The 15773-nt window shown below is 56.7% G+C and carries 12 protein-coding genes and 1 pseudogene; 6 read left to right on the forward strand and 7 right to left on the reverse strand.

The features are described from left to right. The 3 genes from brnQ to RCH87_RS02205 form a co-directional block, all read right to left on the reverse strand. Nucleotides 1–881: branched-chain amino acid transport system II carrier protein (brnQ, locus tag RCH87_RS02195; RefSeq protein ID WP_306515120.1), on the reverse strand; the 881-nt coding region annotated here is incomplete at its 3' end. A 157-nt stretch (nucleotides 882–1038) separates the two neighbouring features. Further along, complete coding sequence (locus RCH87_RS02200; RefSeq protein ID WP_306515121.1) at nucleotides 1039–2196, reverse strand: MalY/PatB family protein; 1158 nt, start codon at nucleotides 2194–2196, stop codon at nucleotides 1039–1041. Between the two features lie 56 nt (nucleotides 2197–2252). After that, a complete protein-coding gene (locus RCH87_RS02205; protein ID WP_306515122.1) occupies nucleotides 2253–4136 on the reverse strand; it encodes an ABC transporter ATP-binding protein in 1884 nt (627 codons plus the stop codon). A 308-nt stretch (nucleotides 4137–4444) separates the two neighbouring features. Between RCH87_RS02205 and RCH87_RS02210 the strand changes: the two genes are divergently transcribed. After that, complete coding sequence (locus tag RCH87_RS02210; protein WP_306515123.1) at nucleotides 4445–5017, forward strand: hypothetical protein; 573 nt, start codon at nucleotides 4445–4447, stop codon at nucleotides 5015–5017. 38 nt (nucleotides 5018–5055) lie between these two features. On the opposite strand, the gene RCH87_RS02215 is transcribed toward RCH87_RS02210, so the two are convergent. Then, nucleotides 5056–6372 (reverse strand): carboxylesterase family protein, encoded by a 1317-nt coding sequence (locus tag RCH87_RS02215; RefSeq protein ID WP_306515124.1) that lies wholly within the window; start codon nucleotides 6370–6372, stop codon nucleotides 5056–5058. Nucleotides 6373–6375: 3 nt separating this feature from the next. Continuing rightward, on the reverse strand, nucleotides 6376–7140 hold the full coding sequence (locus RCH87_RS02220) for a hypothetical protein (RefSeq protein ID WP_306515125.1): 765 nt from the start codon (nucleotides 7138–7140) through the stop codon (nucleotides 6376–6378). Between the two features lie 346 nt (nucleotides 7141–7486). Here RCH87_RS02220 and RCH87_RS02225 point away from each other — a divergent pair, with 346 nt between their 5' ends. The 4 genes from RCH87_RS02225 to RCH87_RS02240 all read left to right on the forward strand — a co-directional run bounded on the left by RCH87_RS02225 (nucleotide 7487) and on the right by RCH87_RS02240 (nucleotide 12532). Further along, nucleotides 7487–7708, forward strand: a complete 222-nt coding sequence (locus tag RCH87_RS02225; RefSeq protein ID WP_306515126.1) for a hypothetical protein — start codon at nucleotides 7487–7489, stop codon at nucleotides 7706–7708. A 256-nt stretch (nucleotides 7709–7964) separates the two neighbouring features. Further along, entirely contained in the window at nucleotides 7965–9794 is a 1830-nt protein-coding gene (locus RCH87_RS02230) for a long-chain fatty acid--CoA ligase (protein ID WP_306515127.1), read from the forward strand. Nucleotides 9795–10050: 256 nt separating this feature from the next. Next, a complete protein-coding gene (locus tag RCH87_RS02235; RefSeq protein WP_306515128.1) occupies nucleotides 10051–10734 on the forward strand; it encodes a hypothetical protein in 684 nt (227 codons plus the stop codon). Nucleotides 10735–10867: 133 nt separating this feature from the next. After that, nucleotides 10868–12532 carry an HNH endonuclease signature motif containing protein gene (locus RCH87_RS02240; RefSeq protein ID WP_306515129.1) on the forward strand — a complete coding sequence of 555 codons (1665 nt, stop codon included), beginning with the start codon at nucleotides 10868–10870 and terminating at the stop codon, nucleotides 12530–12532. A 119-nt stretch (nucleotides 12533–12651) separates the two neighbouring features. Here the strand turns inward: RCH87_RS02240 and RCH87_RS02245 are convergent, their stop codons facing one another. Continuing rightward, entirely contained in the window at nucleotides 12652–13686 is a 1035-nt protein-coding gene (locus tag RCH87_RS02245) for a CNNM domain-containing protein (protein WP_306515130.1), read from the reverse strand. A 3-nt stretch (nucleotides 13687–13689) separates the two neighbouring features. Continuing rightward, the gene (locus RCH87_RS02250; protein ID WP_306515131.1) at nucleotides 13690–15165 is read right to left on the reverse strand and encodes a hemolysin family protein; all 1476 of its coding nucleotides are present in this window, start codon (nucleotides 15163–15165) and stop codon (nucleotides 13690–13692) included. 228 nt (nucleotides 15166–15393) lie between these two features. Here RCH87_RS02250 and RCH87_RS02255 point away from each other — a divergent pair. Further along, nucleotides 15394–15773, forward strand: a pseudogene (locus tag RCH87_RS02255) (radical SAM protein); the annotation flags it as partial.

A 15773-nucleotide genomic window follows, 5' to 3' on the forward strand; every position in this document is an offset into this window, starting at 1 on the left:
GGGGTGCCCAGCGCGGATTCGGCAGCAGCAGACAAGATTGCCGCACCGGAATCATGATCTGCAGCGCCCGGCAGCGTCTGGCCGATATAACCCAAGCCGATATAAATGGCTGCCAAGAATGCACCAGCGATAATGCCGGTGGTGATGGTGCCGCGAACCAGCTGACCGCCTTCAGCAAAACCCTTGGTGCGCAGTGTAGAAATGATGACGATACCGAAGGCCAAACCCGCGATGGAGTCCATCGTCAGGTAGCCCTCCAATAGGCCGGAGGTGAATGCGGATTCTGAGTATTCCTCAGCAGCAGTTAAGGTCTGCGGTTCAAAATTGGTGATCGCAGAAACCACCAGGATGATCAGCAAAATCGTCAGCGCCGGGGTCAAAATACGACCCAGGGTGTCCATGATGGTGGTCGGGCGCCAGGCCAGAGCCAGGGCGATGCCGAAGAAGATCAGGCAGAAAATCCAGTTCGCGGCCGTGCCTTCAAAACCCAGGATCGGGGTGATCGCGGTTTCAAAAGATACGGCAGCAGTGCGGGGCAACGCGTAAAACGCACCGATTGACAGGTAGGCCAACAGCGAAAAGACCAGGCCGAAGATGGCGCCGCCGCGGGAAGCAAGGTCGCGCACGCTGTTACCGGAAATAGCGATGGCGATGATTGCCAAAACCGGCAACACCACGCCGGAACCAACGAACCCGAGTATCGCCGGCCAGAAGTTTTCGCCTGACTTGACGCCCAACATCGGTGGGAAAATGAGGTTTCCGGCACCGAAGAACATCGAAAACAGCATCAACGAGCTGAAAATGATGATGCTGATGCCAGGGCCGGATTTAGCAGAGCCCGTAGCCGTGCCTGCGTTGGCCTGTGTAGCGGCTGTCGCCATAGTGAGTCACCTTAACTTTTCTGGTGAGAAGTAATACAGAATATTCAGAATACTGTACACAGACCCTAATAAGTATGCGGTGATGAGCCTAACATTTTAGCAGTTTTTATTCAGATATGCCCGGCTCGATTGCCTGACGACGTCAGCGCCCCAGCTATCAACCTTGTGCGTGCTTGTCGACGGCTTCTGCAATTCGGGTGACAGCCTCCTGCAAAATCTCCCGCGAGGTTGCAAAGTTCAGCCGTGCGTGCCCTGCGCCTCCGGTGCCGAAGTCGGTGCCTTCGTTCAGCCCGACTTTCGCGTGACGACGCAACCACTGCGCCGGGGTATCCAGGTCACCCAATGCGGTATCGCGGAAATCCAACCACATCAGGTACGTCGCATGGGTCGCGGACACTTTCAGGCCGTCGACGGCCTTGGGCAAGGTCTCGAGCAACCAGTCGCGGGTTTCGTGCAGGTATTGCACTTGTGCATCCAGTTGTTCGCGCCCATCGCGGTAGCAGGTTTGCGAAGCCACGATGCCGAGCGTGCCGGTGCCGTCTTTGGCGACGCCAGTCAGCTGTGACCATTTCTCGCGGTCAGCGTCATTGGAAAAGATGATTTGCGCGCATTTCAGCCCAGCGATGTTCCAGGCTTTGGAGGCCGCGGTGACGGTGAAACATACCCGTGCGGCTTTTTCCGAGAGCGAAGCTGCTGGTACATGCTCGCCGTCATAGACCAGCGGAGCATGGATCTCGTCGAGAAGCAGCCGTGCGTCGTATTCGTCGGCAAGCTCTACCAAGCGGGTCAGGGTCTCGCGGGAAAAGACCTCGCCGAGCGGGTTATACGGATTCGACAGCACGAGTGCACCAGCGCCGGCGCGGAAAGCCTGCTCGATCTCGTCGAGATTCAGCCCTCCGTAGGCATCCACCTCGATTTTTTCGCGACCAGCAGTACCCGGCAGCTCCAGCAGCGGTGGGTACGACGGGGTAGGAATGATGACCGCGGAATCCTCGCGCGTGAAGTACTGCAGACCTAATAAGAGGCCGCGCACTACGTCAGGGCACCACACAATATTGTGTGGATCCGGGCGCCAACCGAAATAGTCTGCATAAAAATCAGCGACGGACTCCGCCAGGTGTGTGGTGTGCGGCGCTGGCGAATAGCCGAAGGTTTCTTCGTCAACGGCGTCCCGGATGCGCTGGTGAACTGGCGGCGCGGTCGGGAAATCGCTCTCGGCAACCCACAGCGGAAGTACGTCGTCGTCGAAAACGGTCCACTTGCGGGTTCCGCGGGCGCGGAGTTGTTCTAAGGTCGGAAACTGTAAAGCATTCATGCGCCCCAGCCTAGTGACAGTCACGTGTGCGCTCAGGCCGGATGCGCCGCCACAACCTAGTTAGAGCTGTCGTGCACCATGCCATAGCGCTGGAAATGCTGGCGTTGCTCCTCTGTGACCTGCTTATCTGGGTTTGCAGAAACAGATTCCGAAAGCTCCAACAACTGTGCATATATTCCACCGCTGCGCGCCAATTCCACCGGGGAACCGGATTCGACCACTCGGCCTTTTTCGATGGTGAAGATCGTGTCCACGTCTGCGATGGTGGACAGCCGGTGCGCGATTATCAGCGTCGTGCGATCTTTCATCAACTCTTCCAACCCGGCCTGTACGCTGCGTTCGGCCTTGGTATCCAGCGCTGAGGTAGCTTCGTCCAGAATCAGCAAAGGGGCGTCTTTCAACATCGCGCGGGCGACAGCTACCCGCTGTTTTTGCCCGCCGGAAAGCCGCAAGCCGCGCTCACCGATGACGGTGTCGTAGCCATCTGGGAATGCCGAGATGAATTCATGCGCGTTAGCACGGTGGGCCACCGCGACGACTTCCTCCATCGTGGCCTCGGGTTTGCCGTAGGCGATGTTTTCCCGGATCGTGCCAGAAAACAGCGATGGCTCTTGGAACACCACGCCAACGGAGGCGCGCAGTTTTTCTGGCCCTAGCTGCGAGGTGTCGTGGCCCAGCACAGAGACCTGCCCCGCCTGTGGCTGGTACAAGCCCAGCAGCAGGTTGACGACGGTGGATTTGCCGCCGCCGGATTCACCGATCAGCGCGATCTTGCTGCCCTTGGGCGCGGCCAAGGAGATGTCATCGAGCACGGGCTTGCCTTCTTCATAGGCGAAAGAAACATTGCGCAGCTCGAAGCCGGGCTCAGAACTTTCCTGTTTCACCGGTGCTGGGATCGACGTATCGACGTCTGGAATATCGGGCGCAGCAATGGTTTTCAGCAGCTGTGGGTTGGAACTAGCGTCGAGTTCTTCGTCCATGATCTGGAAATAGTCCCGGGAGTTGGCCATGGCTTTTTGTGCGGCGTCGACAAGAAACGACAGCATGAACACGGGGGTTTTGGCCATGTTCATCAGCTGAATCAGCATCACCATATCACCGAGCGAGAAGTGGCCTTCCAGCGTGCGCCAGAAAATCAGGGCGTAGATGCCGAAGAAAATCAACGCCGTGCTGAGCCCACGGGCGATATCCATCGAGTGCCACCAGCGCGATTGCGGGCGCGTGATCGAGACCGTACGACGATAGTGCTTGCCGAAGCTGGCCAGCTCACGGACCTCAGAAACAAAGGACTTGGTGATTTTTACCTGGCCAATCGCCTCAGCGAAACGCGAGTTTGCGGTATCGACCTGTTCGTTTTTCTCGTGCTCATAGCGCTGCCAACGATTCGAAGTCAGCGCGGTCAGCCACAGATAGGTCGGGAACAGCAGCGCCAGCAGCACCGCCAGCGGCCAATAATAAAAGAAGGTGATGGCCAAAATCACGACCAGCTGCATCAAGATCGTGAACATGTTGTTCGAAAAATACTGGATGAACTGCGTGACTGCATGAATCGAGCGGTCCAGCCGGGCGATAATCGCGCCGGTGTTTTGGTTATCATGGAAGCGTTGCGGTAATGCCAGCAGTTTCGCGTAGTAGCGCGTCGACAAGATCTGGCGCAGGCGAGCGGCCATCACATCGCCCCAGTAGCCGCCGAGGTTATCCACGAGAACGCGCAGGGCATCGGCGGCAAACAGCGCGACAGCGAGCCACAGTACCGTCGTCAAGACCGCCGAGGTATCGCCTCCTTCGCGGATGCCGTCGGCAATGGTGTCGGTTGCTTGTCCGACCAAAAACGGGCCGACCATCGACAAAATAGCGACGACGGTGGCCGAGATAATGACGCCTAAATACAGCGGCCACAGGGCAGACGCGCTGCGCATGATGCGGAAAAGGGAAGACACGAAACTACGCTCTCACAAGGTCTCAAAAATATGGATTCGATCGCAGCGAGTGCGGAATCCATAAATAAAGGTTAATCAGTCAAGGTATTGAACCTACCATTGTGCCATAACGCTCTAACACCGAAATTGCGTTGCTGTACGAGTGGAAGTGGTATTGCCACAGATGAGTGTTCGATTACCATGACTTTTACGGTGAGCAACTACAATGAAGTGCTTGACGACGACGTACTCGGCACCTCTCTCTTTGTTTGAAGAAGTTCGATGACGTTTGATGATGTGCAACGATGCTGAAAGGCAGTGGAACAACCATGGTGAAACCAATCGTGCAACCGCGCACAACCAAGCGGGCGTGGGCAGCCGGCGCGCTGGCGACCGCAGCCTTTACCCTGGCAGCCTGCGGAGACACGAATGGTGGTTCAACCGCGGACCCCGCCAGCACCATTGAGGTGGAAGAAACCGAGGAGCCGGATTATAAATCGAAATCCGTTGATCCGGTCAAACCAGAAAACATCAACGCTCAGGTAGAAGACCCAGGCTATGGCGTGAGCTTTACCTACCAAGGTGCGGTATCGGGTAGCCAAGGCGGCACGGTGATCACCATCGCTGTGCGCAACGATAACGACGTGACCCTGCCGCCGGATGCTTTTGATGAGCCAACCCTGGAAACCGGCAGCGGCGACGGAAACTACAGCAAGGTAGATCTGCTGCAGTCCGACCCGAGCGACGGCAACGAAAGCGGTGTGCTCGGTGGCCTTGACCTGCCACTCGGTGTGGGGGCAACGACGAACCTGCAGTACGTTTTCGACACCACTCCAGGGGCATTGTGGAATGCACGTCTGACCATCGGCAACGTGGTCTATGAGGGCAACCTGAGCAATTAGTGCGCTAGCGCCGGATTCCTGCTAGTGCTGGCTACCTACTAGTGCCGGGATTCCGTCGGGAAATGATTGGCCAACCGCGGGATGCGGGACTGTGCCATCGTGGCTTTTCCAGTCCCGAAATCCAGCCGCCAGGTGCGCCCTTCGGCTGAATAGCGTTCGAATCCAGGTTCACCGGTGCGGGCAAAAGACAACAAAGCCTTGTGCAATCTGTTGCGTGCGGATCGTTCCGTCTGCCCGGTGCCGACGCCGAACAAATAAGCGATATCAGAAGAATGCTGCACACCACCTGGGGTGCTGCGGTAGTACTCGGATAGCCAGACTGGCCCGGTGGCTTTGGTGACCGCGCTGGCCGCCCAGCGTCCAATGAGAGCATCCGTGAGCAACCGGCCCATTGGGCGGTAAGGATCCAGCGCGAGCGCACCTTCCATCCACGCGTCAAAATTGCGGGATAATTGCAGATCCCGTGCGGTCTTTTTAAACAGTGCTTTCGAACCTGGCACACTGCGCACCCACGGTTTGCTATCGGTGGCCGCCAGCGGGTGGTGGTGAAATTCATCGTGGGTGGTAGATACCCACAGTGGGACGTCGGCAAGCTCGCCTAATTCGCGCAAGTCCGGGCCCAGTGCGACATCATTGATATGCAAATATTTGAAGCGCTGGTAGCCGCGGTCGAGTTTTTTCTGCGGCAGTTCGGCCAAACGGCGGCGAGTCAGTGGTACTTGCATCGCCATGCGCAGGGTCGCGGTGCGGGCTTCGATTGGTTCGCGCGGCGAGGCTGGCGACATCGCAATTGCTCGACGGAACCCACCCCGGTAATGATCTGGCCGGCAGAGCCACAGCACTAAGTTGGCCCCGGCGGATTGACCGATCAGCGTCACATTGGTGGGATCGCCACCGAATGCTTCGATATTGCGCTGGATCCACTCGAGAGCAAGCAGGCAGTCGTGCACCCCACGGTAGTGGCCGGGGGCATCGTTATTGAAGCGTGCAAACCCCGGCAGTTTCTTACGGTAACCAATATTGACCTGCACGCAGCCAGCCTGCACGTTGGCGGTGGCATCGTGGCGCGGGTCATCGTGCGAACCAGTTTCGAATGATCCACCGTGGATAAACACGATGACCGGAAGATCGTCGCGATCGTGGGCATCGGCCGGGGTTGCGACCGTCAATGCCACAGCATCTGGGGCGGGTGTGCTGGCATCCACATCGCCGTTGGCAGTGCGCAGTTCGGCGTCGTCAAATTCCCCGAGGAAGTTCGCATACGGAATGGAATAAAAGCGCCGCACCGTGTGGTTGTTGCTCCAGGCCCCGGTGATCATGCCAGTGGGAGTAACGACGTGTGGTTGTGATGTCATAAACTAAGACACTAGCTTTATCCAGTTAGGATCGTTAGCGATGTGGGAGGGATCGTCCTGGATGGCTTTCTTCTCCGGGAAAATGATTGGGGAATAAGGAAAATTATTCTGCAAGAAGTCAGATTTCCAGGGGAGCTTTACTTTGATGTAAAACATATCTCTACTGCGCACAGTATACTGCGGAGAATAATGTTGAGTAATGTTTCCTTCAAGATCTTGGTGATAAGAGGTCTCTCGTGGAGAAATTATTCCACGTTTATAGCACCGCAATAGATGTCTAATATAATCCTCATCGAAAGATGCAGCATAAGGCGCTAACGAACATAGGTCGAAATCTTCACCTGACCGATTATAAATTCTCTCGTTTAATTCGTCGAGGGTGGTTATGTTTTGTAAGGATTGGTTGAATCGTTCCAGTAAGTAATCAATCCGTTCTTCCTGTATTTGTTTGCCCAGAGCCCCTGCGCGTAACAATAAAGAAATTTCCTGTTTTTCCCTGTTTTGCTTCTCGCAAGCTGTTGGAGGCGCAACTATCATGATGTATTCGCCTAGCTCGATGAGGAAATCTGAATCAGGGGTTTCCTCATCGAGCAGTGCGTGACCTTGGGCACGTGTGGTATAGCCGCATTCGAACATGCACCGACTGGATGTCCATCGCGGAGCTAAATCCACGACGCAAATCCGTTCGCTCCGATCCAGAAATTTGCTCGTGTAAGCCTGAATATCTTTCGTAGTGCGAAAATCTGGGTAATTTGCAGAAGTAGACATGGAAATTACTTTCTTCCTATACATTTGGTTTCGTGGGCATGCGCATCTGGGGCTTGGCTAGCTGGGGCCGAAGGATCCGCATAAGCGATGTTTGTCGTTGTTGCAGACCCTATAAGCGCTACGAGCGCCGCGAACGTTGTGAAAAGATGCCGTTTTAACATGTGATCCCTCATGTCTGTTTGTTATCTGTATCTCAGTTTATTCAAGTATGCCAGATGAAACACATTTGGTGTGGAAACTTACAGATTTATGCCAGCTGTTTGGTGAAGCCGTAATGCTGGCGAGGGTCTAATTGGAGGCATTGCGCCCTTTCACCCTGTGGGGCACTGTGTCTAGAATGAACGCAATGGACGATGCACTGACAGCCAGCACATCGCTAGCAGAGGGATCGCTAGCAGGAGTAACGCAGATGTTGGTATCGCTATCGCCGTGGCTGCAGATGCCGATTGTCGTGGTGGTCGCAGGAATCGTGGCAGCGGTCTTGGCGACGGTAATCGTGCGCGGCCTGGACTGGCTGGTTGCGGCGTGGAAGCGGTTGCGTGGTGCGCAAGACAATCCGACAGATTAGGCTAGTGGCATGGCGAAGCAGAAGAAGTACCCGCGTTCCCGAGTGCGTTTTGCGCTTATTACTTTGCTGGTACTGATTGTCCTGGTGTATTTGTTTAGTCGTTTTTAAGTTGTTTTTAGCTTAAGGCTTCACCGCGAACGCCCGGCATGTGGGCGTCGGCCCGCATTAGCACGTCCGACTTCGGGCAAACGCGGAGTTGGGGGAGTACAGTAACCCAGTGAGTAAGTGGAACGGCACGTAACCACCTAGGAGAACTGTGCGAGAAGCCTTCAGCCCCGCGAAATACACCATCGAACCTGGCCAGACGTTATTAACCCTGACCATTGATGCGGTGAAAGCCCAGCCCAAGGCCGAGATGTTTAGCCGCCCGAAAAACCACACCTGGGTTCCGGTGAGCCGCCAAGAGTTTCTCGATGAGGTCTACGCGGTAGCCAAAGGACTCATCAACACCGGGGTTGAGCAGGGAGATCGCGTGGCTTTGATGGCGAATACCCGCTACGAGTGGATGCTCATCAATTATGCGATTTGGGCGGCCGGTGGTGTCGTCGTGCCGGTGTATCCATCATCGTCGCTCTCGCAGGTGCAGTGGATCATCGAAAACTCCGGAGCGGTGCTAGGCATTTCTGAGACCCAAGAGCACACCGAAATCTTGCGCATGCTGCAGCTTGCCGACGACGGGCAGCCCAGGTTGAAAGACTCCAGCTCGCAGATGCGTGCGGTCTACGAGATTAACGACGGCGCGGTTGCAGCCTTAACAGAAGCTGGGAAAAACATTGCTGATGAGCTCGTCGACAAGCGCATCGCTGCCACCGCAACCGATGACGTGGCCTCGCTGGTGTATACCTCGGGGACGACGGGGCGGCCGAAGGGATGCATGCTCACCCACCGCAACTGGAACGCACAGATTCTGGGCCTGCTGACCAACCCGATTGGCGGTATCGCGCACGCCGGAAAGCATGTGCTGACGTTTTTGCCGCTGGCGCACGTGCTGGCGTTTTCGGTCTCTGCAGCCACGATGATCAGCGGACCGACGCAGAATTTTTGGGGAGATTTCGCGACTTTGCCGACGGAATTCCAGCGCTCCAAACCGAACCTGATTCTGGGCGTGCCGCGCGTGTTTGAGAAGGTGCGCAACGGTGCGCGTGCGAAAGCCCATGATGCTGGGACGATCCAGGGCGCGTTGTTCGATCGCGCTGAGGCTACCGCGATCGCTTATTCTCGTGCATTGGATACTGAGGACGGGCCGTCGTTTGCGCTACGTAGCGCGCATAAAGCGCTGGATAAACTGGTGCTGTCCAAAATCCGTGCAGGCATGGGCGGCGAGGTCGATTACTGCATTTCTGGTGGTTCAGCGATGAGCACCGAACTGATGCACTTCTTCCGCGGCATCGGGGTGCCAATTTATGAAGGTTACGGTCTGACTGAAACCGCAGCGGCTGCGACGGTGGATTTTGAAGATCAGAAAATCGGCACCGTCGGCCCGCCATTGGGTGGTATGCGCGTGCGTATCGCCGGCGATGGGGAATTGCAGTTGTGTGGCGACCTGGTTTTCGATGGCTACTGGCGCAATTCAGAAGCCACCGACGAAGCCTTCGACGGGCAGTGGTACTGCACGGGTGACCTGGGTGAGATCCTGCCGTCAGGCCATGTAAAAATCGTCGGTAGGAAGAAGGATCTGATCGTGACTGCCGGCGGGAAAAACGTCGCGCCGGGCGGTATGGAAGATGAATTGCGCTCGCACCCGCTGATCTCACAGGCCCTGGTAGTTGGCGATGGCAAGCCTTTCGTCGGCGTGCTGGTGACGCTGGATGAACAAGCGTTGGCGCGCTGGAAATCGCAGCACAATATTGATGCTTCCCGTAGCGTGAGCGATTTGGTGCATGATGCATCGTTGCGCGCGGAAGTACAAGATGCGGTCAACGCCGCCAATGCCACCGTTTCGCATGCCGAAGCGATCAAGAAGTTCTACATTCTTACCGACGATTTCACCGAAGAATCCGGCGAGCTGACCCCGACGATGAAGGTCAAGCGAAATGTCGTCGTCGAGCGCTATGCAGACGCGCTGGAGCAGCTGTACTCGCGGTAATGCCAAACGGAAACCTTGGCAGGTGCATTAGTATCTAGTGGGCCGTCGTCAAGCTGATAATCAGCTGAAATTTTTCCGGCGAGTCGAACCATTTTTGGGTGGTTTCTGCAATAGGCTACAGCGCAGAGAAACTCTCAACTAGCACTTCAGGTTGTGAGGTCCGCGGGCTGCCTTGGGCGGTGTTGCGCGCCGAACAGGAGGTGCTGTCGGGGGAAGGGTATTCGGTCGCGACGGTCTAGAAGGAGGCAGCCCCGTTATGCGCAAAATCGCTGCTGAGCTGCGCCATCGTGAGCTCACCCAAGAGGTGTACAACATTGGCGACGAGGTGGCCGAATACATCGAGCACGTGATCGAAGCGATCGAGGATTACGACGCGGAACTCGTCGAGGATTGCCTGGCAGAGTTGGCGGAAATCGTCGATGATGCACGCCGTGATTCGCGCGATGTCGTCGGCGAGCTGATCGGTCTGCGCCAGGCACTGGTTTCCGGGGTGGCTTCGGGGAGCCTGTCGGCGGCTGCCGATGAGACCAAGCGGGTGTGCGAGCCAGAAGCGGTGACAGCGGAAAGCTTGCAGGCATTTTTCCCGTTGTCGGGCCCGCCGGTTGTGGTCAACGAGTTAGTTCATACGCTGCATGAGCGCACCACCCATACCGTGGATTTCCTGCACGATCTGGTGGATTACGTGCTCGAACAAACCGAGGCGGTGGCACGTGATCTGGATGCGGTCTCCCTGCCGCATTTGTATAACAAGGTCGGACGGATGGCTGCTACCGCGGCGCACGCGTGGGAGACGACGGCTGTGTCCGCGCACCCAGCATTCGCGCGGAGCATGCGCGGGCGCAAACCACCGCAGTTTTTGGAAGAGCGTGCCCGTATCGATCGCATCGTCGCCAAGGTTGCGGCAAAGCGCGCGCGGTTGCGTGCCGCCAGCGTGGGGTAAATTTCGGGGCGATTCAGCCTTTGGGTTTTCGAACATATGTTTTAAGTTTGGCTGAATTTTAAGGCTGTGTGTGAGATGGTTTCGATACCTTGTTAACCAAGCAAGAACAGAGACTATGCCAGCAGGGGGAACCATGGCAGAGCCGGACAGCGCACACAACGATAAACCCGAAGAACCCGACAGCCACGATAACGTTGGTGGTGATGTTGGTAGTAGCGTGGAAGCGTATTTCACGCATTGCAATCCGCACAGCAAACAGGCAATGGCAATGCTAGAACTGCGCCGTCACAAATATCTCGTGTGGGACCGTGGTATTGACTTCGACTGCGACGACTACGACGAACTCGAATCCCTACTTACCAAAGATAGCGGGGAAGGCAAACAGCGCGTCGAAGCCATCATGGGAGCCTATTACCGCATGAGTGAGCTGCCAAAACTTCATGCATTAGCTACCACGCTATGGCACCTGGATGTAGAACACTGGATCGCTATCGACCGAGCTTTGTGTAAGGCCGGCGGATACAACGCGCTGCTTTTCGACGTGGTTGATGAGATGCTAGTGAAACTTCTCACCCCCACCAAGCCTGCCCAGCGCATGGCGACGAAACGCACCATCACTTCTCGCATTACTCGTGAGATTGATGCATATGATTCCAGCCTGCGGGTCAACGAGAAAAAGAACTCCCGGAAAACTTATACCGTCAACGATCTTTCTCCGGTTATCGCCAACGGTGATGACAGCCATGAATTCCGGTTTGACACCAATGCTGCCACCGCTATCGAAGTGGACGCCCGAATTCGGCAGCACGCACAGGACGCAGGGATTTCTTTACGCGATGCTGCAGTGGAGTTGTTACTGGGCAAAGGTGAGACGACTACTCTCACTCTGAATTGTTATCGCGCCAATGATATTGCCGGTGCACCGTTGTTCGTGGAGACTTCTACAGGTACTGGGGTAGCGACCTTGTTCGGTGATGCCGCGAACGACCTTGCTTCTCGTGCCTCGAAGCACCGCGATATGGATGCGACTATGCACTCAGAAGTTACCGGGTACGTGACGACCCCAGCGATGCGTAGTGCAGTCGCAGGAAGGGACGGACACTGCCGGTACCCAGGGTGTAATAGACCTGCGGCTGTGTGCCAGATGGATCATGTTGTGGAATTTAATCGTGGTGGCCCCACCACACCGGACAACCTCATGGCGTTGTGCCAGCATCATCACAATATTAAAACTGATAGGCGGATCCGCCCGATCTTGGATCCTGCCAGTGGCACGGTGGTGTGGTTGCATGCCGATGGCTCGTGGCAGTCAACAGAGGCTGAAGGCCCTCTCGCTGGATCGAATCGACGGTGGGCGCAAACCGTGGCGCAGAAAATCGAGTGCTACCGGCAAGCTAGCCGAGAAAACGCGGAGCAACAGCATCGTAGAGAACAGCAGCGCGAAGAACAGCGTCAAGAACAGCGCAAAAATCAGCAGGACGAAGAACAGCAGCGTGAGCAACGCGGCGAACAACAAGGCAAACAAGCAGGCTGTCCTTCACCGAGCTTTGCTGCGGAAAATTCTGCAGACCGTTGTACGTGGCTGACCAAAACACAGGAAGAAGAGATGTGGGCGCGTAATATGCGGCGGTTAGAACTTGCGTTGGCAGATCGGAGTTTTTCTACGGTTAGGATTCCGCAGTGCCGGGCACAGCTGGAAAAGATTCGGGCAGCGGTGGCGATATTGAAGGAACAGGGGCCCGGTGCCGAGGTAGGTGGCGGCCCGCACGAGCAGAATTCGGATGAGCCGCCGTTCTAAGGTGCACCTGCTTGAGCCGTTCTTGCACGCAGAGGGGTGGCCGTTCCTGAATGCAGATGCGTGAAGGTAAATAGGCTGAGACTACTAGGCCGCAACTACGGTGTGCCACAGCTGCGGCGTTAGCGCTCCAGCTGTTTGGTGATCTCTGGCCACAGCTGGCCCATGATGTCGTCCCAGTTCAGAATCCACAGCGACTCGCTGTTGTCTCCGCGGCCGACCACCACGATCTGCTCGCCCAGTGCTCGCATGTGCTCGATGGCGTGCTGCACTTTCGTGGAACCAGCCAAAGACAATGCCGGGCGTGCTAGATCGGAAGCTGGGCTGTCAGCGTCATGCAACAAGGTATCGCGCACGTGCACTACCCGTGGCACCGCGGATTCCTCATCCGCAACCACCACGCGCAAGCGGTTCATCGAACGGCTGGCCTCCTGCACATCACGCACCGTCGCATCATGGGGCAGGGGAGTGATCTCCACACCATGTGCCCGCGCCAAAGCAGAGACAGTCGAATTTTCCAACTCGATCACGCCACTGATCTGCTGTGCGGATTTCTGATCCATCGCACCCGTCTGCCCGGAGTGCTGTACCAGCGTGCGCAGAGTATCTGTGTCATAGCCTTGCGCACCTGCTCTGTCGACGGGCTCGACACCAGCGGCGGCAACCAACTTATTCGCCATCACGTTGATCCACTTCAACAGCGGACGGAAAAGCCAAATGAATCCGCGAGCAGGCAGCGCGATCACCCGTACAGCAAGCTCTGGGTGCGCGATTGCCCATGACTTCGGAGCCATCTCACCAACCACGAGGTGCAAAAACGTCACGATCAGCAGAGCGACAATGAACGCGATGGTATCTGCCACCCCGCCCGAAATGCCGACAGCGGCAAACACGGGCATCAGCAAATGATGCACCCAAGGCTTCGCGATCGCACCCAGCGCAAACGTCGCAGCGGTAATGCCCAATTGTGCGCCGGCCAACATGATCGTCAGCTCATTCAAACTCCGCAATGCCGCGCGTGAGGCAGCAGAAGTTTCCGCGGTTTCTTCCAAACGGTGCCGGCGTGCACCCATCAGCGAAAACTCGATGATGACGAAAAAACCAGACAAAATCACGATCGCCAGGCTCAACGGTCCAGCGATGTACCATTCCTGCATCTTCTAGCCCCTCTCCGAATTGCCGCTGCGGCTGCCGCCAGTTCTTCCGGAACCACCGGAACCACCTGCTCGCCCGGAACCACCACTTCGCCCGGCGTCCTCATCAGCGTCCTCGCCGTCGAATTCTTCCACCAACTCCAACGACAAGCTCGACGGCACGTGGCGTTCGACCTCATCAACGGTGATGATCAACTGCCGGTTCGGTGCGGCATCGGCATCAATCCAGTCTTCTGGTTCTGCTTCCAACTCGATGGTGTGCGTTTCGCCTTCTTCAACCAACGAACCAACCTGCGCGATCAACAACCCGGCGACGGTCTCGTAATCACCTTCGGGCAGGTCGTGCCCAATGGCGCGCTCCACCTCATCCAGCGGGGTATCGCCGTCGACAGTCCAATGGTCCTCGGCGGTTTCGGTGATCTCTTCGGATTCCTCGATATCAATATCGTGCTCGTCGGTGACGTCGCCAAGAATTTCCTCGGCGAGATCCTCTAGGGTGACGATGCCGACGAAACCGCCGTACTCGTCAATCACGCAGGCCAGCTTCTCGTCGTTTTCTTGCAGTTCGACGACGACGTCGGGAAGCGGCATCAGCTCCGGTACGACCAAAGCTTCGCGCATCAGCTCCGTGGCCAAGGTGGTATCCGGCTTGTCTGTCAGCAAGATATCCGCCAGGTGCACCACACCGATCGGGGTGTGTTCGTCGTCGATGATGGGGTAGCGAGTATGCGCAATCGCCATGAGCTCCCGCAGCTCACCAAGAGTAGTCTCGGGGTCGATCACGTCGACGCGCGAACGCGGGATCATGGCATGTTCGACGTCGTGGTCCGGGAAGTCCAGTAGCCGGTCGAGCACCATGAAGGTCTCGTCGTCAATGTCGCCGGTCTCGTGTGAGTTTTCGACGATGGACTCGAATTCTTTCGTCGTTGCCGATGCATCAATATCGGCGACCGGTTCGATGCGCAACAACCGCAGCAGAGCGTTGGAAGAAAGATCAAAGAATTTGATTAGCGGGCCGAAAATCCGCAGGTACCAGGCAGTAGAGCGCGACAGGAACAGCGCGGATTTCATCGGCGCGGCGATGGTGTAGTTCTTCGGGAACAGCTCACCGAAAATCATCTGCACGATCGTCGATACCGCCAGCGCAGCGACGGTGCCGATCGCGACAGCAGCGGTGACTGAAATTCCCGTTGCCCCCAGCAGTGTACCCAGCGACTGCCCGACCAGCGGTTCTGCCACATAACCGACCAACAAACCGGTGACGGTAATACCCAGCTGCGCGCCGGAAAGCATAAATGACGTGCGATCAGTGATATTCAGTGCGCGCTGGCTGGCTTCGTCGCCACGCGCAGCGTTGGTGCGCAACAAAGCGCGATCCACCGACATATAGGAAAATTCTTGGGCCACAAAATAGCCATTGGCCACGATGATCAAGAAAATCACCGCCAGGCCGAGAATGAGGAAAGCTACCGCACTGAGCATCAGCTCATCACCTGCCGAACCTGATAATTAGCGAGACAATCAGCTCGATAATCAGATAGTTGCGGGTGCGGGGTGTCGATACTTCGACTCGGAGGCTCCACCATCATCCTTCCTGTGCTACCTGGCATTCACGCTACCGTGCATGCACGAAACAAGCTGCACAACATGCAATAAATACGACCAGCGTACACCTTGGTTGGTGGCACGACCAACTATTAGGCTGGTGCTATGCAATCGCAGTTGTCTTCGTCGTCGACAAGCCCATTCGGCTTGTATATCCACGTCCCGTTTTGTGCTACACGCTGCGGGTATTGCGATTTCAACACCTACACTCCGCGCGAAGCGGGCGGCGCAAACCCAGCTGGCTACCTGGATGCGCTCGATATCGAACTCGACCTGGCAGCCCAACGCGTCGGACGCGCAGCCGAGACCGTGTTCATCGGCGGCGGCACCCCATCGTTGCTGGGAGCGGATGGTTTAGCGCGGATCTTGACGACGGTGCGCAATACTTTCGGGCTTGCCGACGGCGCGGAGATCACCACCGAGTCGAACCCGGAATCGACCTCGCCCGAGTTTTTCGCTGGCATCCGTGAAGCCGGCTACAACCG

It is taken from the genome of Corynebacterium sp. (assembly GCF_030826625.1).
Classification (GTDB): Bacteria; Actinomycetota; Actinomycetes; order Mycobacteriales; family Mycobacteriaceae; genus Corynebacterium.

Coding starts and splice junctions, on each gene's coding strand:
- RCH87_RS02215 (WP_306515124.1), bottom strand. CDS start 6,372: ATGACATCACAACCACACGTCGTTACTCCCACTGGCATGATCACCGGG.
- RCH87_RS02240 (WP_306515129.1), top strand. CDS start 10,868: ATGGCAGAGCCGGACAGCGCACACAACGATAAACCCGAAGAACCCGAC.
- RCH87_RS02210 (WP_306515123.1), top strand. CDS start 4,445: ATGGTGAAACCAATCGTGCAACCGCGCACAACCAAGCGGGCGTGGGCA.
- RCH87_RS02250 (WP_306515131.1), bottom strand. CDS start 15,165: ATGCTCAGTGCGGTAGCTTTCCTCATTCTCGGCCTGGCGGTGATTTTC.
- RCH87_RS02235 (WP_306515128.1), top strand. CDS start 10,051: ATGCGCAAAATCGCTGCTGAGCTGCGCCATCGTGAGCTCACCCAAGAG.
- RCH87_RS02245 (WP_306515130.1), bottom strand. CDS start 13,686: ATGCAGGAATGGTACATCGCTGGACCGTTGAGCCTGGCGATCGTGATT.
- RCH87_RS02200 (WP_306515121.1), bottom strand. CDS start 2,196: ATGAATGCTTTACAGTTTCCGACCTTAGAACAACTCCGCGCCCGCGGA.
- RCH87_RS02225 (WP_306515126.1), top strand. CDS start 7,487: ATGGACGATGCACTGACAGCCAGCACATCGCTAGCAGAGGGATCGCTA.
- RCH87_RS02220 (WP_306515125.1), bottom strand. CDS start 7,140: ATGTCTACTTCTGCAAATTACCCAGATTTTCGCACTACGAAAGATATT.